17 protein-coding genes and 1 pseudogene are annotated in these 23650 nt (G+C 62.8%); 9 read left to right on the top strand and 9 right to left on the bottom strand.

The window, feature by feature from the left end; genetic code table 11:
- Positions 1-206: 206 nt before the first annotated feature.
- The 4 genes from purL to CWR53_RS23360 all read left to right on the top strand — a co-directional run bounded on the left by purL (position 207) and on the right by CWR53_RS23360 (position 5960).
- On the top strand, positions 207-4106 hold the full coding sequence (gene purL / locus CWR53_RS17490; RefSeq protein WP_058604479.1) for a phosphoribosylformylglycinamidine synthase: 3900 nt from the start codon (positions 207-209) through the stop codon (positions 4104-4106).
- Positions 4107-4109: 3 nt separating this feature from the next.
- Positions 4110-4421, top strand: a complete 312-nt coding sequence (locus CWR53_RS17485) for a hypothetical protein (protein ID WP_058604480.1) — start codon at positions 4110-4112, stop codon at positions 4419-4421.
- Between the two features lie 107 nt (positions 4422-4528).
- Positions 4529-5062, top strand: a complete 534-nt coding sequence (locus CWR53_RS17480; protein ID WP_100852135.1) for a helix-turn-helix domain-containing protein — start codon at positions 4529-4531, stop codon at positions 5060-5062.
- 181 nt (positions 5063-5243) lie between these two features.
- Entirely contained in the window at positions 5244-5960 is a 717-nt protein-coding gene (locus tag CWR53_RS23360; RefSeq protein WP_100852134.1) for an RHS repeat-associated core domain-containing protein, read from the top strand.
- Positions 5961-6146: 186 nt separating this feature from the next.
- Here CWR53_RS23360 and CWR53_RS17470 read toward each other — a convergent pair.
- The 7 genes and pseudogenes from CWR53_RS17470 to CWR53_RS17440 all read right to left on the bottom strand — a co-directional run.
- Positions 6147-6416, bottom strand: a pseudogene (locus tag CWR53_RS17470) (alkaline phosphatase PhoX); the annotation flags it as partial.
- A gap of 134 nt (positions 6417-6550) precedes the next feature.
- Positions 6551-7459 (bottom strand): RHS repeat-associated core domain-containing protein, encoded by a 909-nt coding sequence (locus CWR53_RS17465; RefSeq protein WP_100852133.1) that lies wholly within the window; start codon positions 7457-7459, stop codon positions 6551-6553.
- A gap of 296 nt (positions 7460-7755) precedes the next feature.
- Positions 7756-9816, bottom strand: coding sequence for a PhoX family phosphatase (locus CWR53_RS17460; protein WP_100852132.1), 2061 nt, complete (start codon positions 9814-9816; stop codon positions 7756-7758).
- Positions 9817-9955: 139 nt separating this feature from the next.
- Complete coding sequence (locus CWR53_RS17455) at positions 9956-14482, bottom strand: hemagglutinin repeat-containing protein (protein ID WP_100852131.1); 4527 nt, start codon at positions 14480-14482, stop codon at positions 9956-9958.
- Positions 14483-14507: 25 nt separating this feature from the next.
- On the bottom strand, positions 14508-16157 hold the full coding sequence (locus CWR53_RS17450) for a ShlB/FhaC/HecB family hemolysin secretion/activation protein (protein WP_258313251.1): 1650 nt from the start codon (positions 16155-16157) through the stop codon (positions 14508-14510).
- 190 nt (positions 16158-16347) lie between these two features.
- Positions 16348-16902 (bottom strand): murein L,D-transpeptidase family protein, encoded by a 555-nt coding sequence (locus CWR53_RS17445; RefSeq protein ID WP_058604486.1) that lies wholly within the window; start codon positions 16900-16902, stop codon positions 16348-16350.
- Positions 16903-16984: 82 nt separating this feature from the next.
- Positions 16985-17539 (bottom strand): NUDIX hydrolase, encoded by a 555-nt coding sequence (locus tag CWR53_RS17440; RefSeq protein ID WP_058604487.1) that lies wholly within the window; start codon positions 17537-17539, stop codon positions 16985-16987.
- A gap of 114 nt (positions 17540-17653) precedes the next feature.
- Between CWR53_RS17440 and CWR53_RS17435 the strand changes: the two genes are divergently transcribed.
- From CWR53_RS17435 to purT, 5 genes are all read left to right on the top strand, one after another.
- Positions 17654-18310: a CoA pyrophosphatase gene (locus tag CWR53_RS17435; protein WP_258313163.1), complete on the top strand. Its 657-nt coding sequence runs from the start codon at positions 17654-17656 to the stop codon at positions 18308-18310.
- Positions 18307-18831 (top strand): gamma carbonic anhydrase family protein, encoded by a 525-nt coding sequence (locus CWR53_RS17430; protein WP_058604489.1) that lies wholly within the window; start codon positions 18307-18309, stop codon positions 18829-18831. Before CWR53_RS17435 ends, CWR53_RS17430 begins: the two co-directional genes overlap by 4 nt.
- Positions 18824-19018 carry a DUF1289 domain-containing protein gene (locus CWR53_RS17425; protein WP_058604490.1) on the top strand — a complete coding sequence of 65 codons (195 nt, stop codon included), beginning with the start codon at positions 18824-18826 and terminating at the stop codon, positions 19016-19018. The genes CWR53_RS17430 and CWR53_RS17425 overlap by 8 nt, the downstream gene beginning before the upstream one ends.
- A 67-nt stretch (positions 19019-19085) precedes the next feature.
- The gene (locus tag CWR53_RS17420) at positions 19086-19553 is read left to right on the top strand and encodes a VUT family protein (protein WP_023533643.1); all 468 of its coding nucleotides are present in this window, start codon (positions 19086-19088) and stop codon (positions 19551-19553) included.
- Positions 19554-19629: 76 nt separating this feature from the next.
- Positions 19630-20811, top strand: a complete 1182-nt coding sequence (gene purT, locus CWR53_RS17415; protein WP_100852129.1) for a formate-dependent phosphoribosylglycinamide formyltransferase — start codon at positions 19630-19632, stop codon at positions 20809-20811.
- 60 nt (positions 20812-20871) lie between these two features.
- On the opposite strand, the gene CWR53_RS17410 is transcribed toward purT, so the two are convergent.
- Positions 20872-22170 (bottom strand): MFS transporter, encoded by a 1299-nt coding sequence (locus tag CWR53_RS17410; RefSeq protein WP_100852128.1) that lies wholly within the window; start codon positions 22168-22170, stop codon positions 20872-20874.
- A gap of 279 nt (positions 22171-22449) precedes the next feature.
- Complete coding sequence (locus CWR53_RS17405; RefSeq protein WP_100852127.1) at positions 22450-23649, bottom strand: transporter associated domain-containing protein; 1200 nt, start codon at positions 23647-23649, stop codon at positions 22450-22452.
- Position 23650: the final 1 nt, after the last annotated feature.

Genomic DNA, 23650 nt, shown 5'->3' with positions numbered 1-23650 from the left:
TCGGACCTCATTGTGCAAAGCCTGGACGGAGGTTGCCTGTGGGGCTGTATCAGCATCTGGGCAAGGTGCATGAACCCCCGGAAATTTTGACCCGCAGGTCCGGTTCCGCCGCCCGGCAGCCCTGCGCTACAGCGGGTGCCGCAAGCCAACGAATTAGGCTAGAATGCACGGCCTCCAAGCACACCCCTTCTGAGGCTGTCCCGACGATGTTGATCCTGCGCGGCGCTCCTGCCCTTTCTGCCTTTCGCCACGGTAAGTTACTCGAGCAACTGAGCCAGAAAGTCCCCGCTGTTACTGGTTTGTATGCCGAATTTGCCCACTTTGCCGATACCGACGGCGAGTTGACCGCCGACCAGCAGCAGGTGCTGGGCCGTCTGCTCAAGTACGGCCCGAGCGTACCGGTGCAGGAGCCCGCCGGTCGCCTGTTCCTGGTCGTGCCGCGCCTGGGCACTATTTCGCCCTGGGCCAGCAAGGCCAGCGACATCGCCCACAACTGCGGCTTGCAGTCGATCCAGCGCCTGGAACGCGGCATTGCGTACTATGTAGCCGGTGACCTCAGCGACGCCGATGCCGAGCAGGTGTCGGCGCAGTTGCACGACCGCATGACCCAGCGCGTGCTGGGCCAGCTGGAGCAGGCCGCCGACATGTTCAGCCACGCCCAGCCAAGGCCCATGACGTCGGTGGACATCCTTGCCGGCGGCCGCGACGCCCTGGCCCAGGCCAACATCGACCTGGGCCTGGCACTGGCCGAGGACGAAGTGGACTACCTGGTCACCGCGTTCCAGGGCCTCAAGCGCAACCCCAACGACATCGAACTGATGATGTTCGCCCAGGCCAACTCCGAGCACTGTCGCCACAAGATCTTCAACGCCAGTTGGGACATCGACGGCCAGGCGCAGGACAAGAGCCTGTTCGGCATGATCAAGAACACCTACCAGATGCACAGCGAAGGTGTGCTGTCGGCGTACAAGGACAACGCTTCGGTCATCGTCGGCAACGTTGCAGGTCGTTTCTTCCCGAACCCTGAAACCCGCCAGTACGGTGCGGTGCAGGAGCCGGTACACATCCTGATGAAGGTGGAAACCCACAACCACCCGACCGCCATCGCACCTTTCTCCGGCGCCTCGACCGGTTCGGGCGGCGAAATCCGTGACGAAGGTGCCACCGGCCGCGGCGCCAAGCCCAAGGCCGGCCTGACCGGCTTCACCGTGTCCAACCTGCGCATCCCAGGCTTCGAGCAGCCCTGGGAGCAGGCCTACGGCAAGCCTGAGCGCATCGTAGACGCCCTCGACATCATGATCGAAGGCCCGCTGGGCGGCGCCGCGTTCAACAACGAATTCGGTCGCCCGGCCCTGACCGGTTACTTCCGTACCTTCGAGCAGAGCATCAACACCCCGCACGGTGAAGAAGTGCGCGGCTACCACAAGCCGATCATGCTCGCCGGCGGCATGGGCAACATCCGTGAAGACCACGTGCAGAAGGGCGAGATCACCGTCGGCGCCAAGCTGATCGTGCTCGGCGGCCCGGCCATGCTGATCGGCCTGGGCGGCGGCGCTGCCTCGTCGGTAGCCACCGGTGCCAGCTCGGCTGACCTGGACTTCGCCTCGGTACAGCGCGAAAACCCGGAGATGGAGCGCCGTTGCCAGGAAGTCATCGACCGCTGCTGGCAGCTGGGCGACGCCAACCCGATCGCCTTCATCCACGACGTCGGCGCCGGCGGCATCTCCAACGCCTTCCCGGAACTGGTCAACGACGGTGGCCGCGGTGGTCGCTTCGAGCTGCGCAATGTGCCCAACGACGAGCCGGGCATGGCCCCGCACGAAATCTGGAGCAACGAATCGCAGGAGCGTTACGTGCTGGCCGTCAGCGCTGTCGACTTCGAGCGCTTCAAGGCCATCTGCGAGCGTGAGCGCTGCCCGTTCGCCGTGGTCGGCGAAGCCACCGAAGAACAGCACCTGACCGTCACCGACAGCCACTTCGACAACACTCCGGTCGACATGCCGCTCGACGTGTTGCTGGGCAAGCCGCCACGCATGCACCGCTCGGTCACCCGCGAAGCCGAGCTGGGCGATGATTTCGACCCGAGCGAGCTGGACCTGGACACCGCTGTACAGCGCGTGCTGAGCCACCCGGCCGTGGCCAGCAAGAGCTTCCTGATCACCATCGGCGACCGCACCATCACCGGCCTGGTCGCCCGCGACCAGATGGTCGGCCCTTGGCAGGTACCGGTGGCCGACTGCGCCGTCACCGCCACCAGCTTCGATGTCTACACCGGCGAAGCCATGGCCATGGGCGAGCGAACTCCGCTGGCACTGCTGGATGCCCCGGCATCCGGGCGCATGGCCATCGGCGAAACCATCACCAACCTGGCCGCTTCGCACATCGACAAGCTGTCCGACATCAAGCTGTCGGCCAACTGGATGTCCGCTGCCGGCCACCCAGGTGAAGACGCGCGCCTGTACGACACCGTCAAGGCTGTCGGCATGGAGCTGTGCCCTGAGCTGGGCATCACCATCCCGGTCGGCAAAGACTCGATGTCGATGAAGACCAAGTGGAGCGAAGAGGGCGTCGAGAAGAGCGTCACCTCGCCGATGTCGCTGATCATCACAGGCTTCGCCCCGGTCACTGACATCCGCAAGACCCTGACCCCGCAACTGCGCATGGACAAGGGCGAGACCGACCTCATCCTGATCGACCTGGGCCGCGGTAAAAACCGCATGGGCGCCTCGATCCTGGCCCAGACCTACGGCAAGATCGCAGCCCAGGCACCGGACGTGGACGACGCCGAAGACCTCAAGGCCTTCTTCGCCGTGATCCAGGGCCTGAATGCCGACGGTCATCTGTTGGCCTACCACGACCGTTCCGACGGCGGCTTGCTGACCACCGTGGTGGAAATGGCCTTCGCCGGCCACTGTGGCCTCGACCTGCAACTCGACCCGCTAACCGACAACCGCAAGGACGTGCCGGCCATCCTCTTCAACGAAGAGCTGGGTGCGGTCATCCAGGTTCGCCAGGATGCTACTCCGGACGTGCTGGCACAGTTCAGCGCCGCTGGCCTGGGCGAAGAGTGCGTCGCGGTGATCGGCAAGCCGGTCAATAACGCCGAAGTGTCCATCAGCCTGAACGGCGAAGTGCTGTTCGACGACGACCGTCGCATGCTGCAGCGCCAGTGGGCCGAAACCAGCTACCAGATCCAGCGCCTGCGCGACAACGCTGACTGTGCCGACCAGGAATTCGACCTGCTGCTCGAGGAAAACAACCCGGGCCTGTCGGTCAAGCTGGGCTTCGACGTCAACGACGACATCGCCGCGCCTTACATCAAGAAGGGCGTGCGTCCGCAAGTGGCCATCCTGCGTGAGCAGGGCGTCAACGGCCAGGTCGAGATGGCAGCTGCCTTCGACCGCGCCGGCTTCGCCGCCATCGACGTGCACATGAGCGACATCCTCGCGGGCCGTGTCGACTTCGAGGCCTTCAAGGGCCTGGTCGCCTGTGGCGGTTTCTCCTACGGCGACGTGTTGGGTGCCGGCGAGGGCTGGGCCAAGTCAGCCCTGTTCAACAGCCGTGCGCGTGATGCCTTCCAGGCGTTCTTCGAGCGCAACGACAGCTTCGCCCTGGGCGTGTGCAACGGTTGCCAGATGATGTCCAATCTGCACGAGCTGATTCCGGGCACCGAGTACTGGCCGCACTTCGTGCGTAACCGCTCCGAGCAGTTCGAGGCGCGGGTGGCCATGGTCGAGGTGCAGAAGTCCAACTCGATCTTCCTGCAGGGCATGGCCGGTTCGCGCATGCCGATCGCCATCGCCCACGGCGAGGGCCATGCCGAGTTCGCCAGTGAAGAGGCCTTGCTGGAGGCCGATGTGTCCGGTTGCGTGGCGCTGCGTTACGTGGACAACCACGGCAAGGTCACCGAGGCCTACCCGGCCAACCCCAACGGCTCGCCTCGCGGTATCACCGGGCTCACCAGCCGCGACGGCCGCGTGACCATCATGATGCCGCACCCGGAGCGTGTGTTCCGTGCCGTGCAGAACTCGTGGCGCCCGGATGAGTGGCAGGAAGATGCGGCGTTGATGCGCATGTTCCGTAATGCGCGGGTGTGGGTGAACTAAGGCGTGTACAAGCTCGCCTTCTTCGTTCCTGCCAGCCACGTTGAGGTGGTCAAGGCTGCTGTGTTCGCCGCGGGTGGTGGGCACATGGGTGATTATGACCACTGCGCCTGGCAGACCTTGGGCCAGGGCCAGTTTCGTCCGTTGGACGGCAGCCAGCCGTATCTCGGGCAAACCGGTCAGGTCGAGGTGGTGGAAGAGTGGAAGGTGGAGCTGGTGGTGGCTGACGACCTGGTTGTCCAGGTCGTCGCAGCGCTCAGGCAAAGCCACCCGTACGAGACGCCAGCCTATGAGGTTTGGCGGCTCGCCGAGTTCTAGACCGTATCAAGGGTACTCGCGGCGGTTCGACGCCTCGACACGCTCGCTCCCACAGGTATTTGAGCTGCGCCCCAAATGTTGGACACCCGTCCACTTTTGGGGTTTTTATGCGCAAGTATTCAAAGCAGTTCAAGCTGTCAGTCATTCAGGCCTTTCTTGATCGCGGCTATGGCTTTCGCCATGTTGCTGCGCAGTTCCAAATGGATCCGACGCTCCTTCGTCGCTGGGTCATGGCCTACCGTACGCACGGTCAGGCCAGTCTGGAGAAAACCGGCCGCCATTACAGCGCCGAGTTCAAACTCGCCGTTCTTCATCAAAAATGGCGCGAAGACCTTTCGTTGCGTGCCACGTCAGCGCTTTACAACCTCGGCAATTCCACACTGGTTCGCAGTTGGGAGGAACAGTATTACAGTGGCGGACATCAACCCCGACCGCCCCGTAAAAAGCCAGTGCTTACCGCGATGCCTAAAGCACCCCGCAAGTCTGAAGACGTTTCATCCACGCCTACTGAGCAACTCACTCGTGAGCAGTTGCTGAGAAGGCTAGCCCAGCTCGAAGCGGAGAACGCCTATCTGAAAAAGCTCGAGGAGCTAGACGAGGAGAAGGCGAGGAAGAAGATAGCCAGGAAAAAACCCGGCTAGTCCAGAACCTTTGATCGTTCGCTGAAACCAGCAGCGTGTACTGATAATCTTGCTAGTTGCGCCTGGCCTCGGAAAGAGCAAAACTTCAGCTCACCGTCTCGCGAGGCAAAACCCTGTGTCAGTAGCTCTGCGTGCCTATTGCCCTTACGGGTACCACCAAAACCGAGCTAGCTCGGCAGTCATGCTTGGCTACAATGGTGAGCGAGAAAACTGCTGTTCCGGCACCTACCTGCTAGGCAATGGTTATCGGGCTTACAGCCCAGCACTGAGGCGATTTCTTTCACCTGATGGCTGGAGTCCTTTTGGTGCTGGCGGACCAAATGCTTATGGCTACTGCTCAGGAGATCCAGTCATGGGGTTGGATCCAAGTGGTCACGCGGATCTAAGTGGTCTGCGTAAAGTACCGCAAAAGCTATTGCAGCAATCACGAAGGGCAGAGACACAACGGGCTCAGCGGCAGACTGCAGAACAGCGTGTGGGGGCACTGCGTGCCAGACTACAACAGCGGCAACAAACACAAGCCCATATACCGACACAACCTGTTACGCAAACACTTAGAAACCCTATGGCTCAGCAGGGTACACAGTATCTGGCTAACCGTCTTGCACCAGCGGGTAGTACAGATCAACAGCTGCCATTGGCCAACGGGGCTCGAACTCCGCCCCGCCATGAAGTTGTGGGACTACAGCCACTTGACCTCGCTCAGGCAGAGTCCCTGTATCAGCAACTTATTGACCTGAATCGGCACGAGCAAAACTTTAGTCAGAATCTTTCATATTTGGCAGAAGGCACCGAACTACGTATGAGTTATGAGCGAGACATGTCCAATATCAGAGCGCGCGCAGACCAAATCCGCGGTCAACTTGGTGTTTCCGTACTCAGCTGGTTCCACTTCTGATGAAATGGTTGGTCGGTGATTGGGCGGTTTCCCGGGTGCCGGCGTAGCAGGTGCGGGTGCGCAGCCGCGAGCCGATGGCCTGGTAAGGTTTGAGCAAAGACAGTTGCTTCTACAAGAGATAGCGTACCCCCTGCAGGAGCCTTGTGCCGCGAATGGGCCGCAAAGCGGCTCCTGTACGCTGGACGATCAGGCAGTCCCGATACCCCCGCCATCATTGCGCTGAATCACCACCGTCGAAGCCCGCGGCCTCACCTTGGCCGCAGCCGGGGTAGCATCTGTAGCCTTGTCGGTATATGGCCAGTTCCCCGGGTGCTGAATGTTGACGAACAGCGTCTTGTTGTCCGGGGTAAAGGCAATCCCGGTCACCTCGCAATCATTCGGCCCGACCAAGAAGCGGCGCAGGTCCACCTGGTTCTGCGTATTCATCGGCATTCGCTTGTCGCTGGCTGCTACCAGGGAAGCAGTATGATTTCACTCGAACTGTCGCGGAACTGTTTTTGCTGAGCGATGCGTTCTTGGACGAAGCGCGTCCCAAGACTGCGTCACTGCGCTAATCTGCTTGACAGCGCCACTGGATTGTAAAATTAAGTTTAGTGACGGATATAGTCATTAGGGTCAGGTTGAATAGGTATACCTCGAACCTCCGCGATAGTGTCTCTGATAAGTCTTCTTTCAAGGAAACTATGGGTTGCCAGCTGGGCGGCAATGCCGAGAGTAAGTGTGTTCGTCGCTTGATACGTTGAAAGATTAACTGCGGCTGCAATGGCTGCATTTTCTGCGCGGTTAATTATTAGGCTGGATAGGGGTTCTAGTACTTCGGCACTGTTAATAATCCTATTGCCAACACCTGCGACAAACTCGACGTCACCGATATCTACAGATACATGATATGAGTCCGGTGCTGGTGTGTGCCCGGCTCTATGCAGGATAAGTGTTAAATTTGGGCTCTGAGTGTGTTCGCCGCCGATACGTAGCTGTGCTCTATCCACAGAAATAGTTGGACGCTGACCAACAAGCCAATTTACTCCGCGCTTGATCCATTCCCACATTTTTCCACTAGGGTCATGCCGGTTGATGGGATCGTTCTGGCAATAGCAGTAGCTGTTAGGCCCGCCTTTACCGAATGGAGACATAGTGTCAGCCTGGAGAAATCGCCTTGATCTGCTACTGTAGAGCCGGCGTCCATTGCCGAGAACATAACAGTCCAGCATCGTATCGAGCCGCTGCCCGCTGAACGTAACAAGATGTGTTGATGGGGCTGCGTGCAGAAAACCATAGGGTGAAAAGTTCTGTTGAGTGCCTGCAGGAATACCGCGCAATGCGGTGTTCGAATTGTCAGATTGCAAGAGTTGACTGCTTGTTGTTATTGCATCTGATTCTGCTAATGCAATGCCATTGGCCCAGAGCAGGCGACGTGGGCTGTCACTTACTTCGCAAGCCAGTTTAGGGCCTTGGAAGAAAAATTTTTTCTTTTTTGTCGGGAGCACTGTCGAACGCATATACGTAGCCCGTGGCGAAGTATGTGACTGGATGATTTACTACTGGCTCGCCTACGTCTACTAGCAGATTTATCAGGTGGTTTGACTGCTTCCAATGGGACTGCAGTTTCGAGGGGAAGTGAAAGGGAGGCGCTCGCGAAGAATCCAACGCGGTGTATATGGCATCGGCTGTGTCGGTGTTCGCGGGCTGGCCCGCTCCCACAGGGGCCCTGCGAAATCAGTTAGTGATGTGTGGTTTTCTATGAGCGCTGCCTCGCCGGCAATTGGGCCGCACAGCGGCCCCGCACACCTATCTGTCAAACGGTGCCGATTTCCCCGCCATCAATCCGCTGAATCACCACCGTCGAAGCCCGCGGCCTTACCTTGGCCCCAGCCGGCGTAGCATCGGTAGCCTTGTCGGTATACGGCCAGTTCCCCGGGTGCTGAATGTTCACGAACAGCGTCTTGTTGTCCGGCGTAAAGGTAATCCCGGTCACCTCGCATTCATTCGGCCCAACGAAGAAGCGGCGCAGGTCCACCTGGTTTTGCGCGTTCACCGGCACCTGCTTGCCGGTGGCGTCCACCAGGTCGGTAGGAATCACCGCCAGCAGTTGGTCGTTGGTGTAGTCGGTAAGGGTGCTCTCGCCGTTGTCAGTCTCGAACCACAACACGCCGCGGCTATCGAAACTCATGCCGTCGGGGCTGGCGAACTGGTTCAGTTCGGTCAGGCCGGAACGGTTGATGTCGGCAGTACCGGCGGCGTTTGCGCCGAACACGAAGATGTCCCAGTTGAAGCTCAACTGGTCGTCGCTGTCGTGCCAGCGAATAATGTGGCCGTGGCGGTTCGGGCCGCGTGGGTTGGCCGCATCGACCTTTTCCGGGGTACGTGCACTGTTGTTGGTCAGGGTCAGGTAGACGTCGCCGTTCAGCGGGTTGACCGTCGTCCATTCCGGGCGGTCCATCGGCGTCGCGCCTACGGCATCGCCAGCGCCACGGGTGTTGAGGATGATGCCCGGCAGGTCACCATACAGCGCGCCCAGGGTGCTGCCCCCCGTGGTGGCGGTGGCCACGTCCAGCAGTAGCCATACACCCGTGCCATCGGCGTTGAAGCGGGCCACGTAGAGCTTGCCCTGGTCAAGATACTTGGCTCCGGTAGCGAGGCGGTCGGCCGGGTTGGCGTCGGCGGCATCCCACACGGCGGTTGACACCCACTTGTACAGGTACTCGTTGTTCGAGTCGTCACCCATGTACCACACCAGCGGCTTGCCCGCGACCGGCAGGCCTGGGGCGCAGCCCTCGTGGCGGAAGCGGCCCAGCGCGGTGCGTTTGGTGGCCAGGGTGCTGCTGTTGTACGGGTCGATCTCGACGATGTAGCCGTAGGTGCTGGCTTCGTTGCGGTAGTCGTCGGTGGCGCTGGCGCCCTTGATGGTCACGTCGAAACGGGCGAACTCGTCGGCCTCTTCGGTGCTGTCACCGGCTGCGCTTTCCCACTTGTACTGGCCGTTGGAGGTGCCCACGCCAATGCGGCGCTGGTCTTCGGGGCGGGTGCCCTTGTTGACGAAGATGCCCGGCCAGTTCTCTTCACAGGTCAGGTAGGTGCCCCACGGGGTGTAACCGTTGCCGCAGTTGTTGTTGGTACCGCGGCAGTGAGTACCGGCGGTGGAGTACTTGGTCTTGACGTGGTCGGTGCCGCGCAGCGGGCCGGTGATTTCCATGCGCGAAGCCGTGGTGAAGCGGCGGTTCAGCGGGTCGTTGTCGACTACCTGCCAGCGGCCGCTGACTTTCTTCAGGCGCACCACGCCAGCCCCATGGGCGTTGATTTCTTTTCGCACTTCCTCGACCGGGCGCTTGCCGTTGACATCAGTGGTCGGGCCAGCCGGGTGCAAGGCTGCAGGGTCGATGTACTCGAAGTTGATGGCCAGCAAGCCATCATCCGAGCTGCCATCGATGGGGAAGTAATGCATGCCGTCATGGTGCATGCCCATGGCGTTGGCCTGGTCGACAGAGGTATTGCTGCCGTCCGGCTTCCAGGGCGCGGCGTCCCGGTTAAGCGGTGTTCCCCAGGGGGCCAGCACGTGTGCGCGGTAGCCCTTGGCAAGGGTGCACGCATCGGTGCGTGACCCAGGGATCGAGTCGAAGCCCAGCGCCAACCCTGACCTGGCAGCGTTGCCGGTGACCGGCCCGCCAGGGCCGGCGGGTCTGCGGGTATCAGCACCGTTGAAACAACCGCCCAGGCTGGTGCCGGCGATCAGGGTGACGGCGGCGGCCAGGCCGCCGCGCATCACACTGCGTCGGCTCAGGTAAATGTCCATGACGGTGGCCATGGCCGTGTTGGTGCTGGGGTTGCGGTCCAAATTGTCGCCGGTGTCACGACTCATCACATGTCCTTGCGTTGCAGAGTTCAGACCGCACTCTAGTGGGCGATTGTGACGTTTGGTTTGCAGAACCATGAGCGGACGTTGCAACCCTGTGGCGCATTTGAAGAGGCCCCGCAAAGGGGCGCTCTGCCAAGGTTGCTCAGTCGCGCTTGGCGCCCAGGCTCGATGCCCACTGCTCGTTGCGGTTATGCCCACTGGTGCGGATCAGCCCGAGATCCAGGGCGTTTTCACCCTCTGCAGCCCCTTTGCCCTTGGCAATTTCGGCAATGGCGGTGCCCAGGTCCACAGGGGAATTGGACGCATCGATCGAAACAGCCCGCCGGTAGTCGCTGCCGCTGAGGGTTTGCTGCTTGATCGAGTTGGCGTCCAGCTTGACCTCGCCCCTGGCCGATTGCAGGCGGGCGCCGACCAACTGGGCGTTGCCGCCAACCTGCAAGGCGATGCCCTCGCTGCCTTTGAGCGTGGCCTGTTGGGCGACACTGTCGCGTTGCTCGTGGACCACCTCAAGTCGCAGGGTAGGGGAGAAGCCCGGATCAGCCTTGCTCAGGGCAGGGCCGGCTTTTTCGCCGACTTTGCCGCCTAGCGGCCCGGCCAGCGATGTAGCAGCGTTGACATAGCCTTGTGGGTTCTTTTCCTGACTGAGCCTGGCATCACCCTTGACGCTGAGGTTATTGACGCGGTCCATCAGGCTGGCCACACGCAGATCGCCCTCTATGGCACCTTCGATCCGCGCGGCGTCCAGGCTGACGCCTTCGAGGCTGGCATCGCCGCCGCTGTGCAGCGCGATGCGCTCGGCACGCAGGTTGCCGGCGTTCCAGGTGAGGTTGTCGCGCTTGTCCATGTCCACCTTCAGACGGCCATGCAGGCCCCGCGTGTCCAGTGCGCCACTGCTGGCGTTGAAACCGGCACCGGCGGTGATGTCGAGGTTATTGCGCAGTTCCTGGTTCGACGAGGCTTCAAGCCGCATGCCGCCGTTCATGGCATCGAGCACGATTTCCTTGGCGCTGGCTTGCAGCCCCTGGACCTGCAGGGCCTGCGCGTCGCGTGCGCTGCTGGTCACGCTGAGGCGACCGTTGCTGGCAAACTGCGCGTCGATGGCCTGGCGCGCGTTCTCTTGCTGCTTGCCATTGCCAAAGTGGCCGCCTACGCCGCCGCCTTGCGTGGTGCCGGTCTTGGCGGCCAACTCCAGGCCACCGCCCAGCTTCGCGCCACTGGCCTCTTGTGTGGAGGTAGCCGCCTTGACCTGCAACTGGCCATCGCTGTGCAGCGTGATATCGCCCGTCGGGGCTTCGCGGCTACCGATGCGCGTGCCTTCGAGCGTCAGGTCGCCACGGCTGGTCAACACCACCTGGCCCTTGCTGTCGATCTGCGCCACCTGAGCTGTGCTGGTGGCTTGATCGTTGCGCGCATGGTCCAGATAGCCGCGCCCATCGATGCCGGTACTGCCGGGACGGTTGCCTACCTTGACCCAAGCGTTGCCGTCCAGCTGGCTGGATTGGCGCGCTTCACGGTCAGTAGCTTGGGCCAGTTCCAGCGTACCCTCGCTGTGGATGCGCACATCGCCGTCGCCTCCATCGATGCGCGCGCCTTCATAACGACCATCGCTGCCCAGCTGCACCTTGATGCCCTGCTGGCCGTGCAGGGAGCCCGCCACAGCCGTACTGACAGTGCTCTGGCGATCCAGGGAGCCGCCGTTGCCGGCCGCGCGCACGTTCAGGTCTTGACCAGTAGTGGTGTCAAGCCGAGCGTCTGCACCAACGGCCAGGCGCTGCTCGCGCTGCTGCTCGGTATTGGCCGCAGCCTGCATGTCATGGTGCTGCGCCTGAATGTCGAGCGTGCCGGCATTGGCTCGCCAGGCAGTGCCCTGATCCTTGAGGGTATCGACCTTGACCTGCACGCTGGCACCGGACAGTTCGCTGACCTGGGCAAAGCCACGGCGCTGGTTTTCCAGGCGCTTGAGGTGCTCGACGGTCATGTCGGCGCCTACGCTGGGCGCCACCATCGCGTCTTCGGGCGAGGCCTGCTGAAAGCGAGCAGCTTCTTCACCTAGCACCAGACGCTCGATGGGCCGGGTGAGATCACGGTATTCCAGGCTCCCGCCGAGGCTGGCAGACCAGTCATCCTGGCGTTGGGTTTGCTCGGAGGTGTCCTGCACCGCACGGTTCTCCATATGGGTGGCGGTAACCTGCAACGTTTCGCCGGCGTTTACCCGCGCAGCCTCGGTCACCAGCTTGTCGCTACGCAACCGTACGTTGCCGCTTGCCTGCAGTTCGGTGCGCTGCACCTTCTGCTCACGGTTGGTCTGTACGCCACGCTGGTGGTGGCCATCGAACTGGCTACCTAGCCGGTCGATCCCGCCAGTCACCGTGAGGCCGCCACCACTCTGGGTGGTGGTAGTGATGGTTTCGTGGGTAGCCTGAGTGGTGCCCAAGGTCACCTTGCGGGCGTCGATGTCCAGGTCCCCGGCCAGGGCGTTGATGGTGGAGCCGGTGACCTGCACATCGGCATCGGATTTGACACTCACCAAAGCCCCCTTGAGCTGGCTACCCACGTTTTCGATCTTCTGCTCCTGGCCAGTGCGGGTGACAACGTCATAGCCCACGCTGGCCTTGTACTGGCGAGAACCGGGCTTGTCGCCGTCGGCCTCCTTGGTCTGCCCGGCGCTGGCGGTGAGGGTGCGCTGCTGGTTTCGAACCTCGCGTTGCTCGGTCGCCTGCGCGCCAGTGATTGCCACATTGCCCTTGGCTTCGAGGCCAAGATGAGCGCCAGCGCTGACATTGGCGCCCTCGATACGCAAATCCTCGGCACTGACCAGGCGCAGGTTGCTCTGCGCCCCCACCTCGCTGACCAGCACCGCTTCGTTGCGCTCAGTGCTGCGGCTGTCGCTGGTAATCAGGCCGAACAGCTTGCTGTCGCGTGCATGGTCGGTCCGGGTGCTGGTGCCCTTGTCCGCCTCCACGGCCAGCGAGCCTTGCTGGCTGTGCAGCGTCGCATCCTGCTGGCCTACCACCGTGCTGCCTTTGACGGTGAGCTTGTCGGCTGTGACGGTCAGGATGCCATCGCTGGTGAGGGTGCTGCCTGCCAGGTTGCGGCCCTTTTTCTCGTTGCCCTTGTGATCGCCGAAGAACGTACCGGACACCAGGTCACCGCGATAATCACGGCGCGTACCCTGCTCCTGCAGCTGCGTCGTGGTGATCATGCCCTCCTTGGCCGTGATGGCCAGGTCGCCGCGGCTGTGTAGGGTGCTGCCCTGCACGTTCAGGTTGCCGGCCGTCTGCACCTGCATCTGCCCTGCGGTGAGCATGCTGCCCTGGGCGTGCTCGGTGAAAGTGTCCGTGTCGCTGTCACCGCGCCACAGGTCCTTGCGGTGACGGATCTTTTCCTGGATGGCCTGGCTGTCGATACCCGCCAGGATGTCCAGGTTGCCCCCGCTGTCCAGATTCAGCCCATTGCCCGCTTGCAAGGTGGCGGCGGTCATGCGCATGTCGCCGCCGGAGGTAAGCACGATGCTGTCGTCGGCCTCCAGGCGGGTGCCGTGCTGCTGGGTGTCGGTGGTCGTGGTGTCGCGGTCGTAGGTTTCGCGCGTGACGAACAGGAACTTCTTGCTCCATTGCTCGTTGTCATGTTTGACCCGCTCAAGGGCCTGGGCATCGAGGGTCAGGGCCTGACCCGCCCGGGCTTCGATGCGGGGTGCTTTGGCCTCTACGGTGCGCAGTACCAGATCGCCCTGTGCATCGAGCTTCAAGGGGCCTTGCCCGCTGTGCAGGACGGTTGGGGTGGCCGCCGTACCCAGCACGTCCAAGTTGCCCGCCGACGCCATTTCGATGCCATCCGTGGCACTGACCAGGGGTGCTCGTACCCGCACACCCGCACCTTCGGCAGTGCTCACCACGCGGATGCGCCCCGCCTGCATGGCACCGAACAGGCTGGCGTCGATGCTGGCCGGCGTGGCGGCACGGTGCTCGACCACCGCGCCGCTAGCGTGATCGATCCGGTTGCGGCCAGCGGTGATGTCCAGGGTGGTTGCGGCCGCCAGCAGGCCTTGGCTGTCGATGCGCGGCGCAATCAACGCGAGGGCGCCGTCGGCATTGCTCTGGCCGCCGTCCAGCACCTGCAGGGTGCCGCTGGCGTCGAGGGTATTGAGGTACTTGAGCTGCTGCTGCTCGAACTCTGGGGTGCCTACCAGAAAGCCTGCACGCGTGGTGTTGATGAAGCTGCCGCCGTTGAGGGTGATGCCGTTGGGGTTGGCCAGGATGTAATCGGCAGCACGGCCGAATATTTCCTGGGGGCCCTGGATCAGTGAGGCACTGCGGCTGACCACTTCGTTGAGGATGGTCGACGCTGCCTGCCCCTGGAACTGAGGATTGGCGGCCAGGGCACCGGCCAGCTGCGATTGCCCAGCCTGGGTAGCGTTGTTCAGCACCAGGCCTGCACGGTCGACGTTGTACTGGTTGAACTGGTTGTGCGAGAGGCCGTTGGCATCGGGCGGGACGATCTCGATCACCGGGACACCGTGGCCGTTGTTGATGAGCGGGGTGCCACCAGGGCCGTTGACGGCGTCCAGGCCGCCTTCGGCCAATGCGCTGGTAGAGCCGAGCACGATCAGAAAGATGGCCCAGCGCAAGGTATCGGGCTGGATGCAAAGAGGGGGCGAGGATGTCTTCATGGTTTTTCTCATTGTTGTGGGTGAATCAAAGGGTCATCGACCAGTCCAGCACCCAGAAACCAGGCTCATTGGGCCGGCCTGGGTGGTCGCTGGCGTATAGCGCGCGCTGGTAGTCCAGGCGCAGTCGGCTGCCTGGCAGGCTAAATTCCAGGCCGGCTGCCGCACCGGCCAGGCGCTGCGACGGTGAGCCAGCAGCGGTGCGGGTCCAGCCCAGGTCAAGGCCGATGTAGGGGCGCACGTGCAGCGGTGCGCCCCACGTTTGGGGCAGGGGGGAGCTGACTGTGTTTCGCCACACCGCGCTGGTGGCGCCGGAATAGGTCTGCAAGCGGAACCCGCGTACCGCCGAATCGTCGCTGACCAGCATTTGCTCAACGGCCGGCAGTGCATCCTGGCTGTACTGCCCGTTGAGTTCGCTCTGCCAGCGCCACGGCTGGCTCGCCGGGCCTTGGCCGATGTAGAGCAGGCTGGCGCGGTATTTCCTGAAGTCGGGCCGCAAGCGCTGTACGCCCAAGGGTTTGCGGTCGGCGCCGAGCATTGGCACGCCCTGGGCCACACCCAGGTAGCCGTTCCACAGGCCATGTTGCAGCCACAGCAGGTTCAGCCCGGCTTCAACGGATGTGAGGGTAGGGCTCTGCTGCACGATGACCGCCCCGGCGTTGCGATTGACCAACGCCTTGCGGTCGAGCCGCAGTGAGGCGCTGAGCATCCCGCTCTGGCCACGCCACAGCACGCGCTCGGCGCTCAGCCCTTGATAACGGCTCCGGCCATCTGCGCTCAGCCTGCCGCTGGGCAGCGGGGCCTGGTAGCGCAGTTCGCTTGCACTCAGGGCAAAGGTCCAGCGGCCGTAGGGGATGCTGTAGTACAGCGAGATACCCTGGCTGCGGCCCGGGCCACCCAGCACCGTATGCGTCAGTGACAAGCGCAGGTCGTCATTGAGCTGCAGCGGGCTGTCCACACCGATGCCTGCCGTCAGCCGGTGGCGCCCGGTAAAATCGCTGCCCCGGTTGTCGAACCGCGTATCGAAATGCCAGCGTCCGTCTGCCCGGCGCGGTTGGACCACGACGCGCGTGCCACCCTGCATTTGCCCTGGCAACAGGTCCACGCCCATGTCGAAGGCACGCAGGCGGTTGAGCTGATCGAGCCCCTGCTCGACGTCTGGCAGGTACAGCGGGTGCCCCAACAGGTCTGGAAAAGCACCGGACAAGGACAGGGGCAGCTCGGGGCCAGCCAACTCGATGGATTCGACGAAGCCCTCGACCAGCACGATTTGCAACGGGTGCCCGTCCTGGGGCAGCTGGCGCAGGTAAGGCCGGCTGGTCGGATAGCCGGCCTGCACGTACTGCTCGGTGATGGCCTTGAGCAGCGTGTTGATCTGGGCAACGCCCATGCACGGCATGACGTTCAGGCGCACGGTGGTGGCCAGGGCAGCGTCGTCCAAGTGCCGATTGCCGGCGACCTCGACACCTGCGACCTTCCAGCAGCGCGCCTGAGTGGGTGCGGCGACGGGAGCCTGGGAGGGCGACGTCGTGTCGGCCTTGTCCTGCCAGCGTTCCAGGCGGCGTTGCTGTTGCTGGTGTTGCAGGTCCAGCTGATGGTTGCGTAATTGCCAGCTGGCAACGTCGGCCCTCGCCTCACCGCAGGCGAGCACCAACAGGATAAAGCAGACAGCCAACAACTGGCGCTTGAGGGGGATAGGACAGTGCACTTGAGCATCCCAGCAATGCGGTACGGACTTCGTACTCGATTGCGTGGATGCTAAAAGCCGTGGCATTTCCCTGGATGCCATCCCGTGCCTAAGACAATGTCAGGCAGGTTCCAGCGAACGGGTGGGCTCTTTCCTACAAAAACAGATGAATTGCGCTAGATCAGGGCCGAATCTCGATCATCGTGCCATCGCGCACCAGGCTCCAGACTTCCTGCATGTCGCGGTTACGCATGGCGATGCAGCCATCTGTCCAGTCCAGGGTATGGAAATACCACTCGGGGTATTCGTCATTGATTGGCGTGCCGTGGATCATGATCATGCTGCCGGCCTTCACGCCTGCCTGGCTGGCCCGGGCCGCATCGCTGACGTTGGGGTAGTCGATGTGCATGGCCAGGTTGAAGCGCTCGCTCTGCTTGCGCCAGTCCAGCCAGTAGAAGCCTTCCGGAGTCTTCTTGTCGCCTTCGCGCTGCTTGGGGCCCTTGGGTTGCTTGCCCAGGGAAATGCGGTAGGTCTTGATCGGCTCGCCGCGGCTGATCAGTTGCAGGCGACGTTCGGACTTGATGACCAGTACCTTGTCGACCTGAGGCTGCACCGCCGGTTGCGCAGGCGAACCCGCCTGCACTGCCGAGACCGGTTTGCGGATGATGGTTTCGGTGTAGGCCGCCTGGGACATCGAGGCAACGCCAAGGCAGAGGAGGGCAAGCAACCAGCGCATGTAGCAATATCCTGAAGGCTCTGTACCGGGTTATGCGAAAGGCACTCGACGATGGTCACCACCGGGCGGCATTTCGTGAACCCTAACGGGGTGTGGTCGATACGTTCATCGGCGGCAGGTATTCATGGCCTATGGGGAACTGCTGCTCGATTCGGTCGCGATAGTAGCATTCTAATGTCCGTGCCACGGTCCGGAAAGCCAGGGCGTCCCAGGGGATCTCATGCTCTTCGAACAGCCGCACTTCCAGGCTCTCGACCCCGACTGCAAACGCAAGGTCCGCCAGCTCGGCGCGGAAGAAGACATGTACCTGGTTGATGTGCGGCAGGTCGAACAGCTGGTACAACGTCATCGAGCCTACACGCGCGCAGGCTTCTTCGACGGTCTCGCGACGGGCGGCCTGGTCGAGCGTCTCGCCGTTTTCCATGAAGCCGGCAGGCAATGTCCAGAAACCACGGCGCGGTTCAATGGCGCGGCGGCACAGCAGCACCTGGCTGCCATGGGTAGGCAGCACGCCGGCTACCACGTTGGGATTCTGGTAGTGGATGGTGTGGCACGCGGGGCAAACGTACCGCAACCGTGTGTCGCCCTGGGGGATCTGCTCGATGACCGGCTGGCCGCACGCACTGCAGAAATTCATGGAGGCTTCCTTTTGTCGTGGCCTATCTTGGCGTGGTGGCTCGGCCGCCGCAAGCAGCAGGGGTTGGGTGGCTGACGGCTTTCGTGCATCATGCAGGGCAGGCCTTGGATACGAGTGAGCGCGATGCTGGACGAGCTACTTCGCCGAATGAGCAACCACCAACCTGCAACCCTGGAATCGGATCGGCGGTTCCCGGAAGCGGCGGTACTCTTGCCCATTACCCGCAGCGAAGTGCCTGAGCTTGTGCTGACCTTGCGCGCCAAGGGGCTTTCGACCCATGGTGGCGAAGTCGCCTTCCCGGGTGGACGGCGCGATCCCGAAGACCCGAACCTGGTCTTCACCGCCCTGCGCGAGGCTGAAGAAGAAATTGGCCTGCCACCAGGGCTGGTAGAGGTTCTTGGCCCGCTCAGCCCCCTGATATCCCTGCATGGCCTGAAGGTCACGCCCTACGTCGGCGTCATTCCCGACTTCGTCGAATACCGCCCCAACGATGCCGAGATCGCGGCGGTATTCACCGTTCCCCTGGAGTTCTTCCGCCAGGACCCTCGCGACCATACCCACCGCATCGATTACCAGGGCCGCAGCTGGTATGTGCCCAGTTACCGCTACGGCGAATACAAGATCTGGGGGCTGTCGGCGATCATGATCGTCGAACTGGTCAACCTGTTGTTCGACGCCGGTATCTCCCTGCACCGTCCCCCTGAGCGTCCTACCGACAAACGAGCAGGGCCCACCCTGCCATCGGCATCCCAGTCTGAGGAGCAACCATGAAATATCGCCTGGGCGACCTGCGGGTCGAGACTCATCCCACCAGTTGGGCTGCACCCAACGCCACGCTCATCGGCAATGTCCGTCTCCAGGCCCATGCCAGCGTCTGGTTTGGCGCTGTGCTGCGTGGTGACAACGAGCTGATCGACATCGGTGAAGGCAGCAACGTGCAGGATGGCACCGTGATGCATACCGACATGGGCTCGCCCCTGACCTTGGGTAAAGGCGTGACCGTTGGGCATAACGCCATGCTTCATGGCTGCACGGTGGGCGACTACAGCCTGATCGGCATCAACGCGGTCGTGCTCAATGGTGCCCGTATCGGCAAGCACTGCATCATCGGCGCCAATGCCCTGATCGCCGAGGGCAAGGAGATTCCCGATGGTTCGCTGGTCATGGGTTCGCCCGGCAAGGTCGTGCGCGAGCTGACCGAGCAACAGAAGCGCATGCTCGAGGCCAGCGCGGCGCACTATGTTCATAACGCCCAGCGCTACGGCAAGGAGCTGGTGCCCGACGATGAGTGAGGTAAACGAGCGCCCGGTGGCGTCCCCCTGCGTCAACATCTGTGCCCTTGATGAGCAGGATATCTGTACCGGCTGCCAGCGCAGCGTGGCAGAGATAGGCCAATGGGGCCGTATGAGCAATGATGAGCGACGCGGTGTGCTCAGGCGTTGCCATGAGCGCGCTACCGAAGCCGGGCTGGTGCTCTAGCGGTACTGCGGTTGCCTCCCAGGGCGGGCGACGGTAATCTGTGCCGCTTGCCCAAAGACTACCCGCCATGCTCTTTCTGATTGCCTATATCAGCAGTGTCGTGCTGATCAACTACGCCTTCTCCAGCGCCCCGCACCTGGACGTCATCTGGTCCGCCTGGGGTGGCCTGGTCTTCATCCTGCGCGACATGGTGCAGACCCGCTTCGGGCATGGGGCGCTGGTGGCCATGCTGGCGGCTCTGGTGCTGTCCTACGTCACCTCCGAGCCCGCCATCGCCCTGGCCAGCGCCACGGCGTTCTTCGTCTCCGAGCTGATCGATTGGCTGGTCTTCAGCGTCACCCGGCGGCCCCTGCGCGACCGGCTGTGGTTGAGCTCGGCATTGAGCATTCCGGTCGATACGTTCATCTTCTTCGGCATGATCGGTGCGCTCACTCCGATGGTGATCGGCACCGCCATGGCGTCGAAGTTCGCCGGCGTCACGGCCGTCTGGCTGGCCATGGCATTTCGCGCCCGACGGGCTGCCGTGGCGGGCTGATGGTGTAGAATAGCGGTCCTTTTTCAGCGGGTGGTGCCGAGCCAGGCGCGGCCCCGGATGCCTTCGAGGACCTGAAATGACCCGTATCGGAACCCCCCTGTCGCCCACCGCGACCCGTGTACTGCTCTGTGGCTGTGGCGAGTTGGGCAAGGAAGTGGTGATCGAGCTCCAGCGCCTGGGCGTGGAAGTGATTGCCGTTGACCGCTACGCCGACGCGCCGGCCATGCAGGTTGCCCACCGCAGCCACGTGGTCAACATGCTCGATGGGATGGCGCTGCGCGCTGTCATCGAGGCCGAGAAGCCGCACTACATCGTGCCGGAAATCGAAGCCATCGCCACCGCCACGCTGGTGGAGCTGGAAAGCGAAGGTTTCAACGTGGTGCCCACTGCACGCGCCACGCAACTGACCATGAACCGTGAAGGCATTCGTCGTCTGGCTGCCGAAGAACTGGACCTGCCCACCTCGCCCTACCACTTTGCCGACACCTACGAAGACTATGCCGTGGCTGTCGCCGATGTCGGCTACCCTTGCGTGGTCAAGCCGGTGATGAGCTCGTCCGGCAAGGGGCAGAGCCTGCTGCGCAGCGATGCCGACCTGCAGAGCGCGTGGGCCTACGCACAGGAAGGTGGGCGCGCCGGCAAGGGGCGGGTGATTGTCGAAGGTTTCATCGATTTCGATTACGAGATCACCCTGCTGACCGTGCGTCATGTCGGGGGCACCACTTTCCTCGAACCGGTTGGGCACCGTCAGGAAAAAGGCGACTACCAGGAGTCCTGGCAGCCGCAGACCATGACCCCCAAGGCGCTGGCCGAGTCGCAGCGGGTGGCCAAGGCGGTCACCGATGCCCTGGGCGGGCGTGGGCTGTTCGGTGTGGAGTTGTTCGTCAAGGGCGATCAGGTCTGGTTCAGCGAAGTGTCGCCACGCCCGCACGACACCGGCCTTGTTACCCTGATCTCCCAGGACCTGTCGCAGTTCGCCCTGCATGGCCGCGCCATTCTCGGGTTGCCAATCCCGGTGGTGCGTCAGTTCGGTCCTAGTGCTTCGGCCGTTATCCTGCCGCAGGGGCACTCACAGCAGACCGCCTTCGCCAATCTCGGCGCTGCGCTGAGCGAACCGGATACCGCTATTCGCTTGTTCGGCAAGCCTGAGATCAGCGGCACTCGTCGTATGGGCGTTTGCCTGGCCCGTGACGAATCCATCGAAGCGGCGCGCGCCAAGGCGACCCGTGCGGCCCAGGCCGTGGAAGTAGAGTTCTGATAGACCCGTCGGGGCCGCTCAGGCGGCCCCGACAGTCCTGCTATGAAGTCGCTGAGCGTCCTAAAGCTCGGTATTGCGCGTCTCCTTCAGGCACAGTACGGCGACCAGGCTGATCACGGCCGCCGCCGAGACATACCCGCCCACCCAGCTCAGGCCGCCCATGCTCACCAGCTTCTGAGCGAAGAACGGCGCTGCCGATGCGCCGACAATACCGCCCAGGTTATAGGCTGCCGAAGCGCCGGTATAACGCACATGGGTCGGGAACAGCTCTGGCAGCAAGGCGCCCATTGGCGCGAAGGTCACGCCCATCAGGAACAACTCGATGGCCAGGAACAGTGCCACGCCGGTGGTCGAGCCCGAGGTCAGCAGCGGTTCCATGGTAAAACCTGACGCCACGGCCAGCAGGCCGCCGACGATCAGCACAGGCTTGCGTCCGTAGCGATCGCTGAGCCAGGCCGACAGCGGCGTCGCCAAGGCCATGAACACCACCGCAAAGCACAGCAGCCCCAGGAACGTTTCACGGCTGTAGCCCAGCGTGCTTACGCCGTAGCTCAAGGAAAAGACGGTGGAAATGTAGAACAGCGCGTAGCACACCACCATGGCTGCGGCACCCAGCAGGGTCGGGCGCCAATGCCTGGCGAACAGGTCCACCACCGGCAGCTTCACGCGCTCCTGGCGGGCCACCGCCTTGGCGAACACCGGGCTTTCCTCAAGCTTCAGGCGCACATACAGCCCCACCAGAACCAGGGCGGCGCTGAGCAGAAACGGTATGCGCCAGCCCCACTGGCGGAACTGTTCGTCGCTGAGCGTCAGTGCCAAGGTAAGGAACAGGCCATTGGCCGCCAGAAACCCGATCGAAGGGCCCAGTTGCGGGAACATGCCGAACCACGCCCGTTTACCGTGGGGCGCATTTTCGGTGGCCAGCAGGGCAGCACCGCCCCATTCGCCGCCCAGTCCCAGCCCTTGGCCAAAGCGCAACAGGCAAAGGATGATCGGTGCCCACACGCCAATGCTGTCATACCCAGGTAAAACGCCGATGGCGGTGGTGGAGACACCCATCAACAGCAGCGAGGCAACCAACGTGGACTTGCGTCCGATGCGGTCGCCGAAGTGTCCGAACAGCGCAGAGCCCAGTGGCCTGGCCAGAAAGGCGATGCCAAATGTCAGGAAGGCCGCCAGCATCTGGGCAGTGCCGGACCCGGACGGGAAGAACACCGGCCCGATGACCAGGGCGGCCGCCGTGGCGTAGACATAGAAATCGTAGAACTCGATGGCGGTGCCGATGAAGCTGGCAGTGGCAACCCGCGCGGGCGAGTTGACCGGCGCGGCAGGTGCGCCGGCGTAGGTGCTGGTTGTCATTGAAGGTCCCTGGCGGTCTGGGGCAACGCCACGGTGCTCTGTCGGCCTGCAACGGACACACCGATTGCAGCCGCCCGAACAATGGTTCCCATGGCGCTGGCGCGATTGTTGTTGTGTTCGCCTGGCTGACGATAGCCCAAGGGGATAGGGGCGGGCGGACACTGCTCAGGGTGGTGAAGCAGGACCACAGAGCGTTTCAGCGAAGCGGACTGACCGTGGAGCGCCGAGTGCGGGTAGCAGGCGGGACGGCAGGGCTGGGTAAGCGTTGCCCGAGTATAGCTATCGGGTTGCCGTCCATACCAGTACCTTGCTGGCGCAATTGTCTTCGGTTTCAAGGATTTCCAGGCGATAGCGGCCGATTTTCAGGCACACCGCACTTTCCGGGATGCTTTCCAGCGCTTCGGTCACCAGGCCGTTAAGGGTCTTAGGCCCGCCATCGCACGGCAGGTGCCAGCCCAGGCTACGGTTGATCTCCCGCAGCGAGGCCGTGCCATCGATGACATAGGTACCGTCAGGCTGCTTGTGGACATGGGGGTTGCTCAGGCTCTGGTCATCTTCGAACTCGCCGACGATTTCCTCGAGGATGTCCTCCAAGGTGACGATCCCCAGTACTTCACCGTACTCATCCACCACCACGCCCAGGCGCCGCTGCTGCTTGTGGAAGTTGAGCAACTGCAGGTTCAAGGGCGTGCTTTCGGGCACGAAATAGGGCTCGTAGCACGCCTGGCGCAGAGCTTCGAGCGTCAGCGCGGCCTGGGGCAACAAGTGGCTGATCAGCTTGGTGTTGAGGATGGCTTCGACCTGGTTGATGTCGCTGTGGTACACCGGCAAGCGGGTATGACGGCTGACGATCAGTTGCTCGATGATGCGCTCGATCGGCTCGTCGAGGTTGATGCCATCGACCTCGTTGCGCGGCACCAGAATGTCGTTGACGGTGATCTTGTCCAGGGACTGGATGCCGTCGAGCAACCCCCGTCGTGGGGTTTCCGGGTGCTCGTCGTCCTCGAAATCGTCGGCTTGCTCGGGGTGCAGGGCGACTGCGGCGGGCTGCTTGCGCAGGGGGCGCAGCAACAGCTTGGCGCAGCCGTCGAGTATACCGGCCAGCGGTTGCAGCAGTACCAGTGGAGGCTTGAGCAGCGCACCCAGGCTGACGAAGACCTGTGGGTTGCGTCTGGCCAGGCGACGAGGCAGGTACTCGGCGAACACCAACAGAGCAGCAGCGGCAGCCAGGCCTGCCTGCCACAGGCCAGTGTCACCACCGTGACGCAGCCCGATCAGGCAGGCCAGCGCCAGTACCAGCCATTTGCCCAGGCTGGCGCCCAGGACCAGGGCAGGGCCCGAAAGCTTGGGTTGGCTGTCCTTCTCGCCGCCCGACACCATCGTGTGCAGGCGTGCGGTCTCGATGGCGGTGAGCAGTGCAGACCACAGCAGGGCAATTGCCGAGGTGCCGAGAAGCGGTGCGTACGGCAGGATGTTCATG

This window comes from Pseudomonas sp. SGAir0191, from assembly GCF_002812565.2.
Classification (GTDB): Bacteria; Pseudomonadota; Gammaproteobacteria; order Pseudomonadales; family Pseudomonadaceae; genus Aquipseudomonas; species Aquipseudomonas parafulva_B.
Note: the sequence above shows the minus strand (reverse complement) of the source record. Positions and strands in the feature narration are given on the sequence as shown.

Bases quoted from the DNA above. Each gene is read 5' to 3' on its own strand.
- purL (WP_058604479.1), top strand. From the start codon at position 207: ATGTTGATCCTGCGCGGCGCTCCTGCCCTTTCTGCCTTTCGCCACGGT.
- CWR53_RS17440 (WP_058604487.1), bottom strand. From the start codon at position 17,539: ATGAATTTCTGCAGTGCGTGCGGCCAGCCGGTCATCGAGCAGATCCCC.
- CWR53_RS17405 (WP_100852127.1), bottom strand. From the start codon at position 23,649: ATGAACATCCTGCCGTACGCACCGCTTCTCGGCACCTCGGCAATTGCC.
- CWR53_RS17455 (WP_100852131.1), bottom strand. From the start codon at position 14,482: ATGAAGACATCCTCGCCCCCTCTTTGCATCCAGCCCGATACCTTGCGC.
- CWR53_RS17480 (WP_100852135.1), top strand. From the start codon at position 4,529: ATGCGCAAGTATTCAAAGCAGTTCAAGCTGTCAGTCATTCAGGCCTTT.
- CWR53_RS17430 (WP_058604489.1), top strand. From the start codon at position 18,307: ATGAAATATCGCCTGGGCGACCTGCGGGTCGAGACTCATCCCACCAGT.
- CWR53_RS17410 (WP_100852128.1), bottom strand. From the start codon at position 22,170: ATGACAACCAGCACCTACGCCGGCGCACCTGCCGCGCCGGTCAACTCG.
- CWR53_RS23360 (WP_100852134.1), top strand. From the start codon at position 5,244: ATGCTTGGCTACAATGGTGAGCGAGAAAACTGCTGTTCCGGCACCTAC.
- CWR53_RS17460 (WP_100852132.1), bottom strand. From the start codon at position 9,816: ATGAGTCGTGACACCGGCGACAATTTGGACCGCAACCCCAGCACCAAC.
- CWR53_RS17425 (WP_058604490.1), top strand. From the start codon at position 18,824: ATGAGTGAGGTAAACGAGCGCCCGGTGGCGTCCCCCTGCGTCAACATC.
- CWR53_RS17420 (WP_023533643.1), top strand. From the start codon at position 19,086: ATGCTCTTTCTGATTGCCTATATCAGCAGTGTCGTGCTGATCAACTAC.
- CWR53_RS17465 (WP_100852133.1), bottom strand. From the start codon at position 7,459: ATGCGTTCGACAGTGCTCCCGACAAAAAAGAAAAAATTTTTCTTCCAA.
- purT (WP_100852129.1), top strand. From the start codon at position 19,630: ATGACCCGTATCGGAACCCCCCTGTCGCCCACCGCGACCCGTGTACTG.
- CWR53_RS17445 (WP_058604486.1), bottom strand. From the start codon at position 16,902: ATGCGCTGGTTGCTTGCCCTCCTCTGCCTTGGCGTTGCCTCGATGTCC.